Source organism: Bogoriella caseilytica, assembly GCF_003752405.1.
Lineage (GTDB): Bacteria > Actinomycetota > Actinomycetes > Actinomycetales > Actinomycetaceae > Allobogoriella > Allobogoriella caseilytica.
In genome coordinates, this window is sequence record NZ_RKHK01000001.1 from 17,748 (window position 1) to 33,384 (window position 15,637).

At 70.9% G+C, this 15,637-nt stretch carries 13 protein-coding genes; 2 read left to right on the forward strand and 11 right to left on the reverse strand.

Annotated features, from left to right (window positions below; translation table 11 throughout):
- Positions 1-57: 57 nt before the first annotated feature.
- From dop to EDD31_RS00095, 4 genes are all read right to left on the reverse strand, one after another.
- The gene (gene dop, locus EDD31_RS00080; protein WP_342767999.1) at positions 58-1,698 is read right to left on the reverse strand and encodes a depupylase/deamidase Dop; all 1,641 of its coding nucleotides are present in this window, start codon (positions 1,696-1,698) and stop codon (positions 58-60) included.
- A gap of 34 nt (positions 1,699-1,732) precedes the next feature.
- Entirely contained in the window at positions 1,733-2,263 is a 531-nt protein-coding gene (locus EDD31_RS00085; protein WP_148058817.1) for a hypothetical protein, read from the reverse strand.
- A gap of 82 nt (positions 2,264-2,345) precedes the next feature.
- Entirely contained in the window at positions 2,346-3,977 is a 1,632-nt protein-coding gene (gene arc, locus EDD31_RS00090) for a proteasome ATPase (protein ID WP_123304877.1), read from the reverse strand.
- Positions 3,978-4,072: 95 nt separating this feature from the next.
- The gene (locus EDD31_RS00095; protein ID WP_123302372.1) at positions 4,073-5,173 is read right to left on the reverse strand and encodes a tRNA (adenine-N1)-methyltransferase; all 1,101 of its coding nucleotides are present in this window, start codon (positions 5,171-5,173) and stop codon (positions 4,073-4,075) included.
- Positions 5,174-5,256: 83 nt separating this feature from the next.
- Between EDD31_RS00095 and EDD31_RS14905 the strand changes: the two genes are divergently transcribed.
- Both EDD31_RS14905 and EDD31_RS00105 read left to right on the forward strand, forming a co-directional pair.
- Positions 5,257-6,876 (forward strand): GNAT family N-acetyltransferase, encoded by a 1,620-nt coding sequence (locus tag EDD31_RS14905; RefSeq protein WP_245990686.1) that lies wholly within the window; start codon positions 5,257-5,259, stop codon positions 6,874-6,876.
- Complete coding sequence (locus tag EDD31_RS00105) at positions 6,873-7,133, forward strand: RNA-binding S4 domain-containing protein (protein ID WP_123302373.1); 261 nt, start codon at positions 6,873-6,875, stop codon at positions 7,131-7,133. Before EDD31_RS14905 ends, EDD31_RS00105 begins: the two co-directional genes overlap by 4 nt.
- A 25-nt stretch (positions 7,134-7,158) precedes the next feature.
- Here EDD31_RS00105 and EDD31_RS00110 read toward each other — a convergent pair whose 3' ends face one another.
- The 7 genes from EDD31_RS00110 to coaBC all read right to left on the reverse strand — a co-directional run bounded on the left by EDD31_RS00110 (position 7,159) and on the right by coaBC (position 15,622).
- Positions 7,159-7,722 (reverse strand): AAA family ATPase, encoded by a 564-nt coding sequence (locus EDD31_RS00110; protein WP_148058818.1) that lies wholly within the window; start codon positions 7,720-7,722, stop codon positions 7,159-7,161.
- The gene (gene rpe / locus EDD31_RS00115; protein ID WP_123302375.1) at positions 7,719-8,384 is read right to left on the reverse strand and encodes a ribulose-phosphate 3-epimerase; all 666 of its coding nucleotides are present in this window, start codon (positions 8,382-8,384) and stop codon (positions 7,719-7,721) included. Before rpe ends, EDD31_RS00110 begins: the two co-directional genes overlap by 4 nt.
- A gap of 9 nt (positions 8,385-8,393) precedes the next feature.
- Positions 8,394-10,007: an RsmB/NOP family class I SAM-dependent RNA methyltransferase gene (locus EDD31_RS00120; RefSeq protein WP_123302376.1), complete on the reverse strand. Its 1,614-nt coding sequence runs from the start codon at positions 10,005-10,007 to the stop codon at positions 8,394-8,396.
- Positions 10,000-10,965, reverse strand: coding sequence for a methionyl-tRNA formyltransferase (gene fmt / locus EDD31_RS00125; protein ID WP_123302377.1), 966 nt, complete (start codon positions 10,963-10,965; stop codon positions 10,000-10,002). The genes EDD31_RS00120 and fmt overlap by 8 nt, the downstream gene beginning before the upstream one ends.
- Positions 10,966-11,035: 70 nt before the next feature.
- Positions 11,036-13,126 carry a primosomal protein N' gene (locus tag EDD31_RS00130; RefSeq protein ID WP_123302378.1) on the reverse strand — a complete coding sequence of 697 codons (2,091 nt, stop codon included), beginning with the start codon at positions 13,124-13,126 and terminating at the stop codon, positions 11,036-11,038.
- Positions 13,127-13,132: 6 nt separating this feature from the next.
- Complete coding sequence (gene metK / locus EDD31_RS00135; protein ID WP_123302379.1) at positions 13,133-14,335, reverse strand: methionine adenosyltransferase; 1,203 nt, start codon at positions 14,333-14,335, stop codon at positions 13,133-13,135.
- A gap of 75 nt (positions 14,336-14,410) precedes the next feature.
- Positions 14,411-15,622: a bifunctional phosphopantothenoylcysteine decarboxylase/phosphopantothenate--cysteine ligase CoaBC gene (gene coaBC, locus EDD31_RS00140; protein ID WP_211336010.1), complete on the reverse strand. Its 1,212-nt coding sequence runs from the start codon at positions 15,620-15,622 to the stop codon at positions 14,411-14,413.
- Positions 15,623-15,637 lie beyond the last annotated feature (15 nt).

Below are 15,637 nucleotides of genomic sequence, written 5' to 3' on the forward strand. Positions count from 1 at the left end.
GAGACCGGTACCGGGAGAGGCCGCATTCGTGGGATGGGGCTCAGCCGGCCCTCGCCGCTAGCTCTGCAGGCCGGCGAGCAACTGCTCGGCCGAGACCGAGCAGTCCAGGAGTCCTTCGACGTGCGCACGGGTGCCACGCAGCGGGTCCGTCATCGGCACACGCACCAGGTGCTCGCGCCCGGGGATGTCGAAGACGACTGACTGCCAGCCTGCTCCGGCGATCTGGCCCGGGTAGCGCCGCACCACCTCGCCGCGGAAGTACGCCCGCGTCGTCTCCGGTGGATGGGCCACGGCGACGGCGACGTCCTCAGCGCTGATGAGGGTCTCCATGCGGCCGGCCGCTTGCAAGCGGGCGGTGATCGATCGCTCGGGGCGCAGGTCGTGCCACTGCAGGTCGAGGGCTGCGAGCTTGGGGTGGTCCCAGGGCAGGCCCTCGCGCCGGCGCATCGATTGCAGAACCTGGTGCTTGGCCACCCACTCCACTTCGGCGGCGGCGCTGGCAGGATCGGTCTCCAGCTTGCCCAGCACCGAGCGCCAACGGGCCAGGACCTCGGCGGTGGCCTGATCGGGGGTTCCGGCGCGGTCCATAGCCTCACTGATGGCGTGGAGGTAGGTCCGCTGGATCTCCAGAGCCGTCATCTGCCGGCCGTTGCTCAGGGTGAGGGCGTGGGTCAGCGAGACGTCGTGGCTGACCAGGGCAGCCTCGGCCACCGGGTCCGCCAGGGTGAGCGCGTCGAGCTCGAGGGGTACTTCGCCGGATTCGAGGAGCCAGAGCATCAGGGCAGTGGTGCCGAGTTTGAGGTACGTGGAGACCTCGAAGAGGTTCGCGTCCCCGCCGATGACGTGCAGCCGGCGCCAGCGCTCCGGATCGGCATGCGGCTCGTCGCGAGTGTTGATGATGGGCCGGTTGAAGGTGGTCTCCAGCCCGACGTCGTTCTCCACGTAGTCGGCCCGCTGGGAGATCTGGAAGCCCGGAGTCTCGCTCTGCTGCCCCAAGCCCACGCGTCCGGCCCCGCAGATGATGGGGCGGGTGACGAAGAAAGGGGTGAGATAGGTGATCAGATCGCCGAAGCTGACCGAGCGCTCGACCAGGTAGTTCTCGTGAGTGCCATAGGAAGCGCCCTTGCCGTCGACGTTGTTCTTGTACAGCACCACCTCACGTTCGCCGGAGCCGGTGGGCCGGGTGGCCAGCGCCACCGCAGCGTGGCGCATCACCTCCTCGCCGGCGCGGTCGAAACGCACGGCCTCCCGCGGCGTGCTCACTTCCGGGCTGGAGTACTCGGGATGGGCGTGGTCGACATAGAGGCGCGCGCCGTTGCCCAGGACCGCGTTGTGGCCCTGGTGGTGGCGTTCCTGCGCGCTGGGCCGGCGCAGCTCGGTGGTTCCGGCGCCGTTGGTAGCGCGCCCGCCGTCGTCGGTGAGCTGGCTCGGGTGGGCGGCGGCGCGGTCGAGGCGGAAGCCGCGAGCATCCGCCAAGGGGTCCTCGCCGGCGTAGTCCCACGGCACGTGCGGGGCGCCGGACTCGGATGTCGCCGCCGTGTACGCGGCCACGAGCTCCACGCAGAGCACCACCGGGTTCGCTCGCGGATTGCCCGGGGCGAGAATCCCGTACTCGGTCTCGATGCCCATGGGCCGGGTGACCGCGCTGACCGAGGGCCGAGCGTCGGCCGGGCCAGCGTCCTCGTGCGCGTTGCTCACAGAAGTCGAGTCTACGTCCGGCTCTCGACCGGGCTCACTGCTCGGCGCGTGCGGCGTCGTCGCTCTCCATCGCCCAGGTGAGAGCGCCGGACAGGGCGCCGTAGACCAACGCCGCGCGAGTGTGCGGCAGCCTCCTGCCAGCAGCCGCTCGACGTTCGCCGGCGCGGAAGATGCGACGCTCGATCGCCACGGAGGCCGCGATGGCGCCAACGCTCACAGCGAGACCACCGGCTGCCAAGCCGGCCATTCCTGCGCGGCCTGCTCCGGCGTGGGCCTTGGGGCCAGCGTCGCTCCCAGCGTTGGGCACAGCCTTCTCGAGCAGTGCTTCGACAGTCACGAACTCCTCAGGCCGCAACTTCTCGGACAGCGCCTCCGCGGGTGCCTCGCGCTTCGACTGGCGGAACGCAGCAACGCTGGCCCCGGTGGCGACGGCGAGGCAACCGCACTTCGCGAGGCCACGGCTGGCGCGGCTTGTGAAGACGTCGGGAACCGCGTAGTACGCGGTGGTCGTGACCACCGCCGCCACCGTCTGGACGAGCCGGGAATCTAGAGACGTCCGGATCATGTCACCCAGCCTGGCACAGCTGGCCTTGTCAGACGGCCGGCATCGTCGGGGAGGGCCGGCTTGGCATCGCCGGAGCGCGTGTTCACAGGTACCCCGGGGCCGGCGTGATGCTCTCCGCACCGTCGGCCAACGGCACGGAGTGGCCCGGGCCGTGGCTGGTGTGAGCTTCGGCCGGGCCGCCGGAGGAGTGGAGGGTGCGCAGATAGGTGATGCGTTCGCCCTTGCGGCCCGAGACCCGTGCCCAGTCATCCGGGTTGGTGGTATTGGGCAGGTCCTCGTTCTCCGCCGTCTCAGCGGCCAGCGCGGCGAGCAGATGGCGGGTACGCAGACCGCGGTCCGCGCCGGCGAGGAGATCCTTGATCGCGTGCTTCTTCGCGCGGTCGACGATGTTCGCGATCATCGCGCCGGAGGCGAAATCCTTGACATAGAGGACCTCCTTGGCCCCCGAGGCATAGGTGACCTCAAGGAACTCGTTGTCCGGCCCGGTGCCGTAGAGCGCGTCGGTGATGGTGTCGATCATGGCGGCCACCGTCCGTTCGGCATCGCCGTGGGCGGAGATCTCCTCGGGGTGGAGCGGGAGGTCGGGAGTGAGGTACTTGGCGAAGATCTCGCGGGCACCATCGAGGTCGGGGCGTTCGATCTTGATCTTCACGTCCAGCCGGCCCGGGCGCAAGATGGCGGGGTCGATCATGTCCTCACGGTTCGAGGCGCCGATGACGATGACGTTCTCCAGCTTCTCCACGCCGTCGATCTCGGCGAGCAGCTGGGGCACCACGGTGGTCTCGACGTCGGAGGAGACGCCGGTGCCGCGGGTGCGGAAGAGCGACTCCATCTCGTCGAAGAACACCACCACCGGCACGCCGTCGGCAGCCTTCTCGCGGGCGCGGGCGAAGATCACCCGGATGTGGCGCTCGGTCTCCCCCACGTACTTGTTCAGCAGCTCCGGGCCCTTGATGTTCAGGAAGGTGACGCGCCCGGAGGTGGAGCCGCCGAGATCGGCGAGGGAGGCTGCCACTGCCTTGGCGATGAGGGTCTTGCCGCAGCCGGGAGGCCCGTAGAGCAGTACGCCCTTGGGGGGCTTGAGACCGTGCTCCCGGTAGAGCTCGGGATGGCGGAAGGGCAGCTCGACGGAGTCGCGAATCTGCTCGATCTGCGGGCCGAGGCCGCCGATGTCGCTGTAGTCGACATCGGGGGTCTCTTCCAGGAGCAGGTCTTCGACCTCGGAGCGCACGATGCGCTCGGTGGCGAAACCGGTGCGCAGATCGGCGAGCAGGCTGTCGCCGACGCGCACCCCGCCGTCGCGGAGCGGCCCGGCAAGGCGGATGACCCGGTCGTCGTCGCGGCCGGTGTGCACGAGCACGCGGCCCTGGGCGCCCTCGTCGATCAGTTCTGAGACCGTGACGAGTTCGCCGATGGTCTCGTAGCTGCCGGCCCCCACTACCACCAGCTGCTCATTGATGCGTACCTCCTGGCCGGGGCGCAGGGCACCCAAGGGCACGGAGGTGGCCACGGAAAGGCGCATCTTCCGACCTGAGGTGAGGATGTCCGCCTCGCGTTCGCGCAGATGGCCGGCGAGGAAGGTGCCGAAGGACCCGGGCGGCTTGGTGGCGGCGTCCAGCTGTTCCTGGAGCGCGATGAGCCGATCGCGGGAGCGGTCGAGCGCGTCGGCGAGACGGTCGTTCTTCGCCGCCAGGGACAGGGCACGCTGCTCCATCTCCTTGGCGCGTTGCTCGAGCTCCTTGGCACGCTGCGCATGCTCGTTCGCTGGCTGGCCCGGATCGCTCGGAGCGGTCTGCTGAGGATGCTCGTTCACGAATCGCCTTCCTGGGGGGTGAGCCACCCAGTCTCTTCCACCTCGGCCCGGCGGCGCACGTCGCGTCTCACCCGCCGAACCTTCTTGTCGGCCACGGCGCGCTCGCCGATGTCCTCGCCGGTCCACTCCTCGTGAACGAGCGCCGGCGCAGCCTCGGCCAGGGAAGCGTCGTCCTCCGGCTTCGAACCTTGGGGGCGACGCTTGCGCATCGGCGGGGTGGTGCCCGGAGCGAGGCGGCGGGCCGTGATGAGGAAGCCGGTATGCCCGATCATGCGGTGGTCCGGGCGCACGGAGAGGCCTTCGAGGTGCCAGGTACGCACCATGGTCTCCCACGCTTGCGGCTCGGTGAAGCCCTCGGTGGCGCGTAGTTCCTCGGCCATGCGGCTGAGCTGTGTGGCCGTGGCGACGTAGGCGAGCAGCACGCCACCAGGGGCCAGTGCCCGCGAGGCGACCTCGAGGTTCTCCCAGGGGGCGAGCATGTCCAGGACGATGCGATCGATGGAGCCCGGCTCGAGATCCTGCTCCAGTGCGGCCTCGAGCACGTCGGCGAGGTCACCGGTGCGCACCTCCCAGGCCGGGTGCTCCCCGCCGAACCACGACTCGACGTTCGCCTTCGCGATGTCGGCGAAGTCCTCACGTCGCTCCACCGAGAGCAGCCGGCCCTGCGGCCCGATCGCGGAGAGCAGGGACATGCTCAGCGCGCCGGAACCCACGCCGGCCTCGACCACGCGGGCGCCGGGGAAGATGTCGCCGTACTGCACGATCTGGGCCGCGTCCTTGGGGTAGACCACCGCGGCCCCGCGCGGCATGGAGAGGACGTAATCGCTGAGCAGGGGGCGCAGGGCGAGGAGCTGGTGGCCGGTGGCCGTGGTGAGCACGGTGCCATCGGGCCGGCCGATGAGTTCCCGGTGGTGGAAGGTGCCACGCTGAGATTGGAAGTGGCCGTCGTGGGCGAGGACGGTGGTGTAGAGGCGGCCCTTGACGTCGGTGATCTGCACGCGATCCCCGGCACGGAATGGGCCGCGCCGGGCGGCCTGGCCCTGCGGCTCGCCCGTCTGGCTGGTGGTCGCCTGGGCCTTGCTGTCCTCGTCACTCATCACGACGGTCGAGTCTACGTGCCGGGCCGTGGAAGGAACGTCGGGGCTCGGGGCTCAGGTGCGGCGGTGCCTACAGTGGTCCGATGAGCCAAGCCTGCCTGCTGGGTGACCTGCGTATCGAAGCCACGACGTCGGACCACGTGGCGCGGATGCCTGAGGAGCTGTCCGATCGTTTCGTGGACGGGTGGCGGGAGAACGGCCACTCAAGAGTCGTGCTCGCCGGCGACGACATCGTGGCCACAGGACTGTCCTGCCCGAATCGGGTGCACCCCACACGCGACCTGCTCTTCATCACCGTGCGGGAGGCCTGGCGACGTCAGGGGATCGGCACCTTGCTTCACCGGGAACTGAGTGCCTTGCACCAGGTGCCGTTCTCCGCGAAGGCGGCGCCCGGTTCCGCGACGCACGCGTTCGTGACCTCGCTCGGTGCGTGGGTCTACCAGCACTGCCCCGGTGGTCGGGTGGACGCCGCACTACCGGAGGTCCGTGAGTGGGCCCGGCGCCATCGCGGGGATGGAGCGGACGGCGGAGGCCCGGTGGTTCGACGCGGTGAGGAGCTCGGCCCGGGCCGGCTGCGCGAGCTGATCACCGACCTGTACGAGGTGGTACATGCCTCGTGGAGCCCGACGGATCGAGCGGGGATCCTGCACGACATCACCTCCGACCTGAGCACCAGCGAGCTGCGCCGCTGCCGATGGGTGGAGCGCGATGGCGAGGTCACCGCGCTGGCAGATGTCTACCGCGAGGACGACAAGCAGTGGGCGCACATCGAAGCTCTGCACCCGGCGGCGCCCAGCGCCCGGGAGGATGTCGCTGCCTGCTTCGCTGCGGTGCTGGAGGACCAGGCCGAGGCCGCTGGTGGCGGCCGGGTCACCAACCCGATCTTCTTCGACCAGCACCACAGCGACCCGCATGCCTACCCGCTGCTGATGAGCATCCCGGGGGTGGGCGGCGAGGCCGTTGAGCTCCTGGAGATTCCGCTCGCCTCACCTCCCACCCTCAGGAACGATGACGAGGTGACCGCTTCCTCCGCCTCGCTGCGCCCGTGGACGCCGGACGATGCTGCCGCGCTGCTCGCCGCCGCCCAGGAAAGTCCCGACCTCGAGCGTCAACTGCCCCGCATGCCGCAGAATCTCGATGACGCCAAGGACATTCTCCGAGCTGGTCTCCTTCCCACTGGCGAAGGGATCACGACCACCGACGTTGACGTGCCAAGGCCGGAAGAGCCAGAGGAGCCAGACCCTTCCCGGCTCCGCGCCGTGAATCTCGCGATCGACCTCGACGGCCGGGCGGTCGGAAATGTCGGACTCAGCGCCATCGAACGCACCCACGAGACCGCCTGGATGCATTACTGGATCACCAGTAGCGCACGTGGTCAGGGTCTGACCACCCGCGCGGTCGCCACCGTGGCGGGCTGGGCGCTCGCTCCGCTGCCGCGCGGGCTCGGCCTCTATCGCCTAGAGCTCGGTCACCGCCGGAACAATCCGGCCTCGCGCGCGGTGGCGATCGGAGCCGGCTTCGTCCCCGAGGGCGTGGAGCGGGCCAAGCTCCGTTACGTCGTCACACCCGATGACCACAGCGGCAGCAGCGCGGCCGCCTCCCGCACCGAGCGATTCGACGTGCAGACCCACGCCAGACTGCTCACCGACCCCGCCCCGGACGTCGAGCTTCTGCCCCTATCCGTGTCAGGATCACCAGCATGAACGACCACGAACCTGCCGGGGCGCCCGACGACATCCCCACCATCCCCACCATCCCCACCGCAGGCACCATCCGCCTCGGTCAGTTCCTCAAGCTCGCCGACCTCGCCGAGGACGGCGCCCAGGCGCGCGAACTCATCACCGGTGGTGAGGTCACGGTCGACGGAGAGATCGAGATCCGCCGCGGCGCCCAGCTCTCCCGCGGCGCGCTGGTCGAAGTCTCGACCCCGGCGGGCACGCTCGCCGCCCGGGTGGGCTAGCGCCCTGGGGCCAGCACTTGCTCGTCTAGCGAGAGGTCACCGCGGCCAGGATCTCGTCCACGACACCGGAGACGGGCCGGCCGCTGGTATCGATCAGCAGCTCCTCCTCGAAGCCGGCTTGATCGAGGATCTGCGCGAGTTCGGGGTGACGGCTGGCGTGCCACTCCAGGGCGACCGCATCACCCTCATGTCTCCTGGCGAGCCGGGACGACACCACGCCGTCCGCAGCAGCTAGTCGAACGTGAAGCAGGCGTGAAGCGTCCAGGGCTGCTTCAGTCCGCCGCAGTTCCTCGAGGCTCTCGATGACGCCAGCGACCACGAGCACCTGCGCGCCGGCACTCCGGAAGTTCGACGCCACCGCGCGCATGTTCTGCAGAGCCAGATCCAAGCGGAACGGATCTCCCTCGGGTGCCGGCCAGGACCAGCGCAACCAGTCTGCGTCGATGACTGCGCCCGGGATACCCAGCTGCTCCAACTCCGTGCCGAGCCCTTCGGCCGTGGTCGTCTTTCCAGTACCGACACTGCCATTGATCACCACGGTGTCGAAGTGCGCACTCCCCATGGCTGAGCCCACGCTACCGGCGCTCACGAACCGCAGGCTTGCTCCGCGAGGCCGCGCAGCGCCTGGATCTCTGCATCGGCGTCGTCCGCCTTGTACACCGCTGACCCCGCGACGAAAACATCCGCTCCGGCCTCGGCCGCCCGCCCGATCGTCTCTCGCGAGATCCCGCCGTCGACCTGCACTCGCACTTCCAGGCCGGCGGACTCCACGGCCTGCCGGGTCCGGCTGATCTTGGGGAGCATCGCGTCCAGGAAAGCCTGCCCGCCGAAGCCCGGTTCCACGGTCATCAGCAGGACCATGTCGAACTCCGCCAAAAGGTCCAGGTACGGCTCGATCGCGGTCGCCGGGCGAAGGGCGATCCCCGCCTTCGCACCCGCGGCGCGGAGTTCACGCGCCAACCGCACCGGGGCAGCCGCCGCCTCTGCGTGGAAGGTCACCGACGCACACCCGGCCTCGGCGTAGGCGGGCGCCCAGCGGTCGGGCTGCTCGATCATCAGATGCGCATCGAGCGGCAGCGGAGATGCGCCCCGGATCGCTTCGACCACCGGCAGTCCGAGCGTCAGGTTCGGCACGAAGTGGTTGTCCATCACATCGACATGCACGTAGTCGGCGCCGGCGATCTTGGCCAGCTCTCCCCGCAGGTCGGCGAAGTCGGAGTTCAGGATGCTCGGCGAGATGAGGATGCCCACGTGCTGAGCCTATCCGCGTGCCGCCGAGGAGGCCGCAGGCTCCTCGGTCCGACGCAAAAGCGCCAGGAACATGGCATCCGTCCCGTGCCGGTGCGGCCACAGCTGCACATACGGCCCCACGACCCTCGGATCCTCGACCGCAGCATCACGAAGTGCGACAGCAGCATCGATCAGCTCGACGTCCTCCCGGCGACGCAGCACGTCCTCCACGACCAAGCGGGTCTCCGCGATGTGCGGTGAGCACGTCACGTAGGCGACCACTCCCCCCGGCCGGACAGCGTCGAGGGCCGAGGTGAGTAGCTCGCGCTGCAGCGGCCCGAGGGTGGACAAGTCCGAAGGCTGGCGCCGCCACCGCGCCTCGGGCCGGCGCCGCAAGGCCCCCAGGCCGGTGCACGGCGCATCGACCAGCACGCGGTCGAACTCACCCGGCAGCTCTTCACCGAGCTCACGGCCGTCTCCAGTCCGCACCACCACCGCGGGTTCTCCCGGCCGGTCCAGCACCGGGCGCAGTGCGCCGCGGACCAGCTCGCTGCGGTGCGGAGCCACCTCATTGGCCAGCAGCGAAGCACCCTCCTGGAGCGCCGTGGCCCCCAGCAGTGCCGCCTTGCCTCCCGGCCCGGCGCACAGGTCCAGCCAGCGCGAGTCCGGACCGTCAAGCTCCGCGCTCAGCAGCGCCAACGCCACCACCTGCGAGCCCTCGTCCTGCACGCCCGCAGCGCCGGAGCGCACCGAGGCCAGGCGCGCCGGGTCTCCCCCGGCGGTCAGCGCGAACGGCGACCACCGCCCCGGCACCGGGGCAGTGCCCGACTCCTTGGCCGTCTCGGCGGCCAGATCCTCCACGTGCACCAGGCCGGGCCGGGCCACCAGGGTCGGCCGCGGCGGTGCGTTGTTCGCCGCGAGCACCGCGGCGAGCTCGGCTGACAGATCCTCCCCGGTCAGTCCTTCGGCAGCCAGACCCTGGCGCAGCGCCCGCACGATCCACTCCGGGTGCGACTCGGTGACCGCGAGGCGTGTGATCTGCTCGTCTGTGGACTCGGGCTCGTCTCCGGATCGCTCACCGGCCAGCACCTCGAGCCACTCCTCCAACGGCTTCTCCGCGACCGCGCGCAGGACGGCGTTCACGATCCCGGTCGGTCCCGGCCCCGAGACAGCCCGCGCGAGCCCCACGGTCTCGGAGACCGCTGCATGGACCGGCACCCGCATGCCCAGGAGCTGGTGTGCGCCCAGGCGCATGACGTCGAGGACCTCGGCGTCCAAGCCGCCCAGCTCCCGCCCGGTCAGACAGCGCGAGAGGATCGCGTCGTAGCGGGCCCGCAACCGCAGGGCCCCGTAAGCGAGCTCCGTGGCGAAAGCGGCATCGCGACCGCTCACCCTCCGGTCACGCAGAATCTCCGGCAAGGCCAGATTGGCATAGGCATCGCCAGCATTGACACGTCGCTGCAGCTCGAAGGCCGCCATGCGCGCCGGGTCCGGGCGCTTGTGCTGCGCCCCCTGGCCGCCTCTGCGCTGGCCGCCATCCCGGCGCTGCGCACCGCCGCGTGGGGCACCACCCTCCCGTTGAGGACTGCCGCCACGCGGTCCGCCGCCCCGCTGCCCGCTCCGAGGGCTCTGTCGATCAGTCATCACGTGCTCCCAGCTCAACGTTGTCGGCAAGCCGGGCGCCGCGCGCCCAGTCCGCCGCGGTCATCCACGACTTCCCCGCCGGCGCCACCTTCCCGAGGGCGACGGCGTGACTTCCGGTGCCCACCAACACCTCGTGCCGGCTCACCCGCAGCACTCCCGCAGCGAGGTCGGTCACCTCCGGCCGCAGCTGCACCCTCGCCAGCTTCAGCCTGGACGGCGAGGCGCCCTCAGCTCCCGGCACGGCGGTCCAGGCACCCGGCGCCGGCGTCGTGCCCCGGATGCGCCGATCAACGGCCAGAGCCGGATCGGTCCACCGCACCCGCCCGTCCTCCCGCTCGAGCTTGGGTGCCAGGCTCACGCCTTCTGCCGGCTGCGGCTGGGCCACCGCCGTGCCGTCCTCGATGGTATTCAGCACGCTCACCAGCAGCTGGGCTCCCGCATCGGCCAGGCGCGCGAGCAGGTCGCCCGCGGTCTCGTCGGCTGCAATGTCTGTGGTCAGCGTGCCGTACACCGGCCCGGTGTCGAGCCCTTGCTCGAGCTGGAACACACTGGCCCCGGTGATCTGATCTCCAGCGATGATCGCGTGCTGCACCGGGGCGGCACCGCGCCACGCCGGAAGCAGGGAGAAGTGCAGGTTCGCCCAGCCGTGGGCGGGCAGCTCGAGCAGCGCGGGCGGCACCAGATTGCCGTAGGCGACCACCGGGATGACGTCCGGTGCCAGCTCGCGGAGCCGCGCCGCAACGGCCTCGCCCCGCTCGCCGCGCAGGCCCTCGGGCTTGAGCACCTCGATCCCGGCCTCCTGCGCAGCGGCCGCCACCGGGCTCGGGTGGAGGGACCGCCCGCGACCACGCCGGGCGTCCGGCCGTGTCAGCACGCCGACGACATCGTGGCGGGAATCGAGCAGCGCCCGCAGGGAGGGAAGAGCGGGCTCGGGGGTCCCAGCAAAGATCACACGCACAACACAGCAGTCTAGGTGCCGCGCTCTGCCGGCCTCCCCCGTGTGAATGACTGCCGCAGGCCCGCCCCGGTCACCACAGATCAGCGGGGTCGACCTGGATCCGTAGGCTCCCGGGTTCCTTGCGCGCCGAACGCACGGCCGCGGCCCGGCGCAGCGCCGCGGTGAGCTCGCCACCGTGGCGCAACGGCGTGCGTACCAGTGCTCGCCACCGCGCCGGTTCTGCCTGCTCAGGCACAGCCTCGGAACGCTCCACCGGCCCGAGCACATCCAGCCCAGGAACCTCACCGATCAGCCCCAGGATCGAGTGCACGGACTCGCGCGTGCCGTCGACCGCGGCCAGCCGTGCCGCAGGCGGGAACCGCAGTTCGGTCCGCTCGGCAAGCTCGCGTGCGGCGAAGCCCGCCGGATCCCACCGCACCAGCGCCTGCGCGGGGCCAGGGGCCGGACGGCCCAGCAGCATCACCCGTCCCCCCGCGCTGGCCGACCGCACCAGTGCCGCGGCCGCCATCCAGCGCTGCATCGCCACGCTCGAGGCCCACAGCTCGGGTCGGGTGGTCATCACGGAAGCATCGAGCAGCAGCGCCGCAGCGAATCCGCCCTCAGCCACCGGTTCCGCGCCCGGGGTGGCCACCACGATGCGCGGCTTGTCGTCCACGGTCTCCACGATGCCGTGGGAGGCCTTCGCGCCGGAGACGATCACCGGCACCTGGGGGAAGGCCCGGCCGAGTTCCTCAGCTGTGCGATCTGAGCCGATCCGCACCGAACGCAAGCGGCTGGCACCACATTCTGGGCAGCTCCAGTTGGCCGCCAGGTGCGCACACCACTGGCACGCCGGCGTACTCCCCGCCCGGCCCAGCCCCACCGGCCCGTGGCATTGCGCGCAGCGCGCCGGCTCCCGGCACCCGGCGCAGGCCACCGCGGGCACATACCCGCTTCGCGGCACCTGCACCAGCACCGGCCCCGGCGTGACGGGCGGTCCGCCGCGGACGGGGGCGCCCTGCAAGGCTCGTTTGGCCAGCTCCCACGCCGGGTGTGGGATACGCGCAGCCGCGGCCGGGCCCTCGCGTGCGAGATCCAGTTCCGTGGGCGCCTCGATGCGCGGGGCCCGTTCTCGGACCAGCTCGCGTGCGGCCTCCAAGGGCTGCGCCCATCCGCGCTCGACCAGGAGGTGTGCCTCGACCGTGCGGGACCATCCGCCGATCAACACGGCGGCGCCGCTCTGTTCGGCGCGCAGCAGCAACACCTGCCGCGCATGCGGGTAGGGCGCGCGAGGCTCTGCCAGAGCGTCGTCACCATCGTCGATCACCGCCACCAAACCTAGATCCTGCACCGGGGCGAAGGCCGCCGCGCGGGTGCCGACGACCACCTGGGCCTGACCGAGCAACACCCGCAGGAACGCCCGGTAGCGCCGCGCCTGGCCGTCATCGGCCACGAGGCGTGCCACGGGCTCCTGCGGCAGCTCTTCGGCGATCGCGGCCAGCACCGCATCGACGTCACGCGTGGTGGGGAGTACCACGAGTGCTCCACGGCCCGAGGCCCGCACGGCCCGCACGGCCTGCGCTACGGCGGGCTGCCACGGCCCCGGCAGCGCCGACCACGCCGCGCGGGGGGACTCGCCGATCGCCAGATGCTCCAGGAAGGCCGGGCCCGCGCGGTACGGCGCCCACGCGGAGCCCTCCGGCGCATCCGTGGCCTCGGGAAGCGCGGGCGGCTCCCCCAGATCCTTCTCCAGGACCGACTTCTCAGTGGTGGCATGGCGCGGGGGCACGGCCAGGCGCAAGACGTCCGACAACGTGCCGGCATAGCGTTCTGCCACCGCTCGGCACAGCTGCAGCACCTCCGGGCTCAGCACCGGCAACGGCGAGGCGGCCCGTCGTAAGGGAGCGAGTTCACCGGGGTGCTCGGTGGTCGATCGGCGCTCGCACACGAAGCCCTGGCGGTCCTGGCCCGCGAAACGCACGTGCACCCGCGAGCCCACCACCGCGTTGTCGGCATGCTCCGCGCGGACCAGGTAGTCGAAGGGGCGGTCGAGGTGCGGCAGCGGCCCGTCCACCAGCACCCGCGCCACGGGGTCCGTCACACCGGGGCTGCGCACCGTGCGCGCCACCACGGGCACCTCGAGCAGGCTGCCCTGCTCGCCGTAGGCCGCCCCGGGGTTCATGGGACCTCAGGCCATCCCGGCGGCCGCTCGCAGCGCCTCAGCACGGTCGGTGCGTTCCCACGTGAAGTCCGGCAGCTCACGGCCGAAGTGACCGTAGGCCGAGGTCTGTGCGTAGATCGGGCGCAACAGGTCCAGATCGCGCACCAGTGCGGCCGGACGCAGATCGAAGACCTCGCGGATGGCGTGGCTGATGCGGTCCACCGGCACGGTGTGCGTGCCGAAGGTGTCCACGTGCAGACCGACCGGATGGGCACGGCCGATGGCGTAGGCCACCTGAACCTCGCAGCGCTTCGCCAAGCCGGCAGCCACCACATTCTTGGCCACCCAGCGCATGGCGTAGGCCGCGGAGCGGTCCACCTTGGAGGGGTCCTTGCCCGAGAAGGCTCCGCCGCCGTGTCGTGCCATTCCCCCGTAGGTGTCCACGATGATCTTGCGGCCGGTGAGCCCGGCATCGCCCATGGGCCCGCCGATCACGAAGGTGCCGGTCGGGTTGACCAGCAGACGCACATCAGAGACGTCGAGGTCCAGCTCGGCGCTCTCGAGCACCGGGGTGAGGATCTCGGCGCGGACCTGCTCGGCAAGATCACCCTGGTCCTTGTCGGCCACGTGCTGGGTGGACAGCACCACCGTGTCCAGCGAGACGGCGCGGTCTCCCTCATAACCGATCGTGACCTGGGTCTTGCCGTCCGGACGCAGTCCGCCGACGATCCCGGCCCGCCGCACGTGGGCCAGGCGCTCCGCGAGCCGGTGCGCCAGGTAAATCGGCACGGGCATCAGCGTGGGTGTCTCGGCGGCCGCGTACCCGAACATCAGTCCCTGGTCGCCGGCGCCCTGGTCATCCAATGGATCCCCGTAATCCGTGCCGGTGCGCTTCTCCTCCGAGGAGTTCACGCCGGTGGCGATCTCCGCCGACTGTTGCCCGATCGAAACCGACACCCCACAGGAGGAACCGTCGAAGCCGATCTCCGAAGAGGTGTAGCCGATGCTGCGCACGACGTCGCGGACCAGTTCCGGGATCTCTACATAGGCCTCCGTAGTGACCTCGCCGGCCACATGGACCAGGCCGGTGGTCACCATCGTCTCGACCGCCACACGTGCAGCGGGATCCTGCTCAAGCATGGCGTCGAGGATGGTGTCGGAGATCCGGTCGCAGATCTTGTCCGGGTGGCCTTCGGTGACGGACTCGGAAGTGAACTGATTAGTGGTCACCCGGCGATGGTAGACGGCGCCTCCGACATCGTGCGGGCCGGTTCCGGGGCTGCCTCGGATCGTGAGCGGCGTCGCTCAGGCCGTGGGAAAGCGCACTGAGACGGCATCCAGGAGGGCGTGTGCCACGTCGGCCTTGGAACCGGAGGCTGTGGCAAGCACGTCACCGGTGGCGTCCAGGATGGTCACGCTGTTGGGAACATCACCGAAGCCGCGCGCGGTGCCCACCTCGTTGACCGCGAGCAGGTCGGCCCCCTTGCGCCGGGCCTTGGCACGCCCGTGGTCGAGCACGCTACCGGCCTCATCGCCGGTCTCGGCGGCGAATCCCACGATGACCTGCCCGGCAACGGGCCGCTCGGCGACCAGCGAGGCGAGGATGTCCGGGTTCTCCACCAGCTCGATGCCCCGCGTAGCAGCCGAGGCCTGCTTCTTCAGCTTGTGGCCCAGGCGCCCGGCGGGGCGGTAGTCGGCCACGGCCGCTGCCATGACGATCGCGTCCGCATCGCTGCCCGCCGCCCGCACCTCGGCGGCGAGCTCGGTAGCACTCTCCACAGCCGTGACGGTGATCCGTGGATGGCGCGGCAGCAGCGAGGTCTCGACGCCAGCGGCAACGAGCGAGACCCGTGCACCGCGTGCGGCAGCAGCCTCGGCCAGGGCCACGCCCTGCCGGCCGGTGGACCGGTTCCCCAGGTAGCGCACGGGGTCGAGAGCCTCTCGCGTCCCACCGGCGGAGATCACCACGTGCCGTCCGGCGAGGTCCTGTTCACGCAGCAGGCCAAGAGCCGCAGCGGCAAGCGCCTCGGGCTCGGGCAGACGCCCGGCACCGGTATCGGAGCCGGTCAAGCGGCCGACTGCCGGGTCGAGGATCTCGACTCCGCGCTCGCGCAGGGTGGCCACGTTCGCGATGGTGGCGGGGTGTTCCCACATCTCGGTGTGCATCGCCGGGGCGAGCAGCACCGGGCAGCGCGCCGTCAGCAGTGAGGCGGTGAGCAGGTCGTCGCTCATCCCTGCGGCGGCGCGGGCCAGCAGGTTCGCGGTGGCCGGGGCCACGACGACGAGCTCCGCCTCACGGCCCAGGGCGACGTGATCGACCTCTGCGGCGCCCTCGAACACGCCCGTGCGCACGGGCTCCCCCGAGATCGCCTCCCAGGTGGGGGCACCGACGAACTCCAGAGCTGCGACCGTGGGGATGACCCGTACGCGGTGCCCCGCCTCACGCAACAGGCGCAGCAGGTGGACGGCCTTGTACGCCGCGATCCCACCGGCGACACCGAGCAGGATGCGTGACACGTCAGAGCGGGGCGG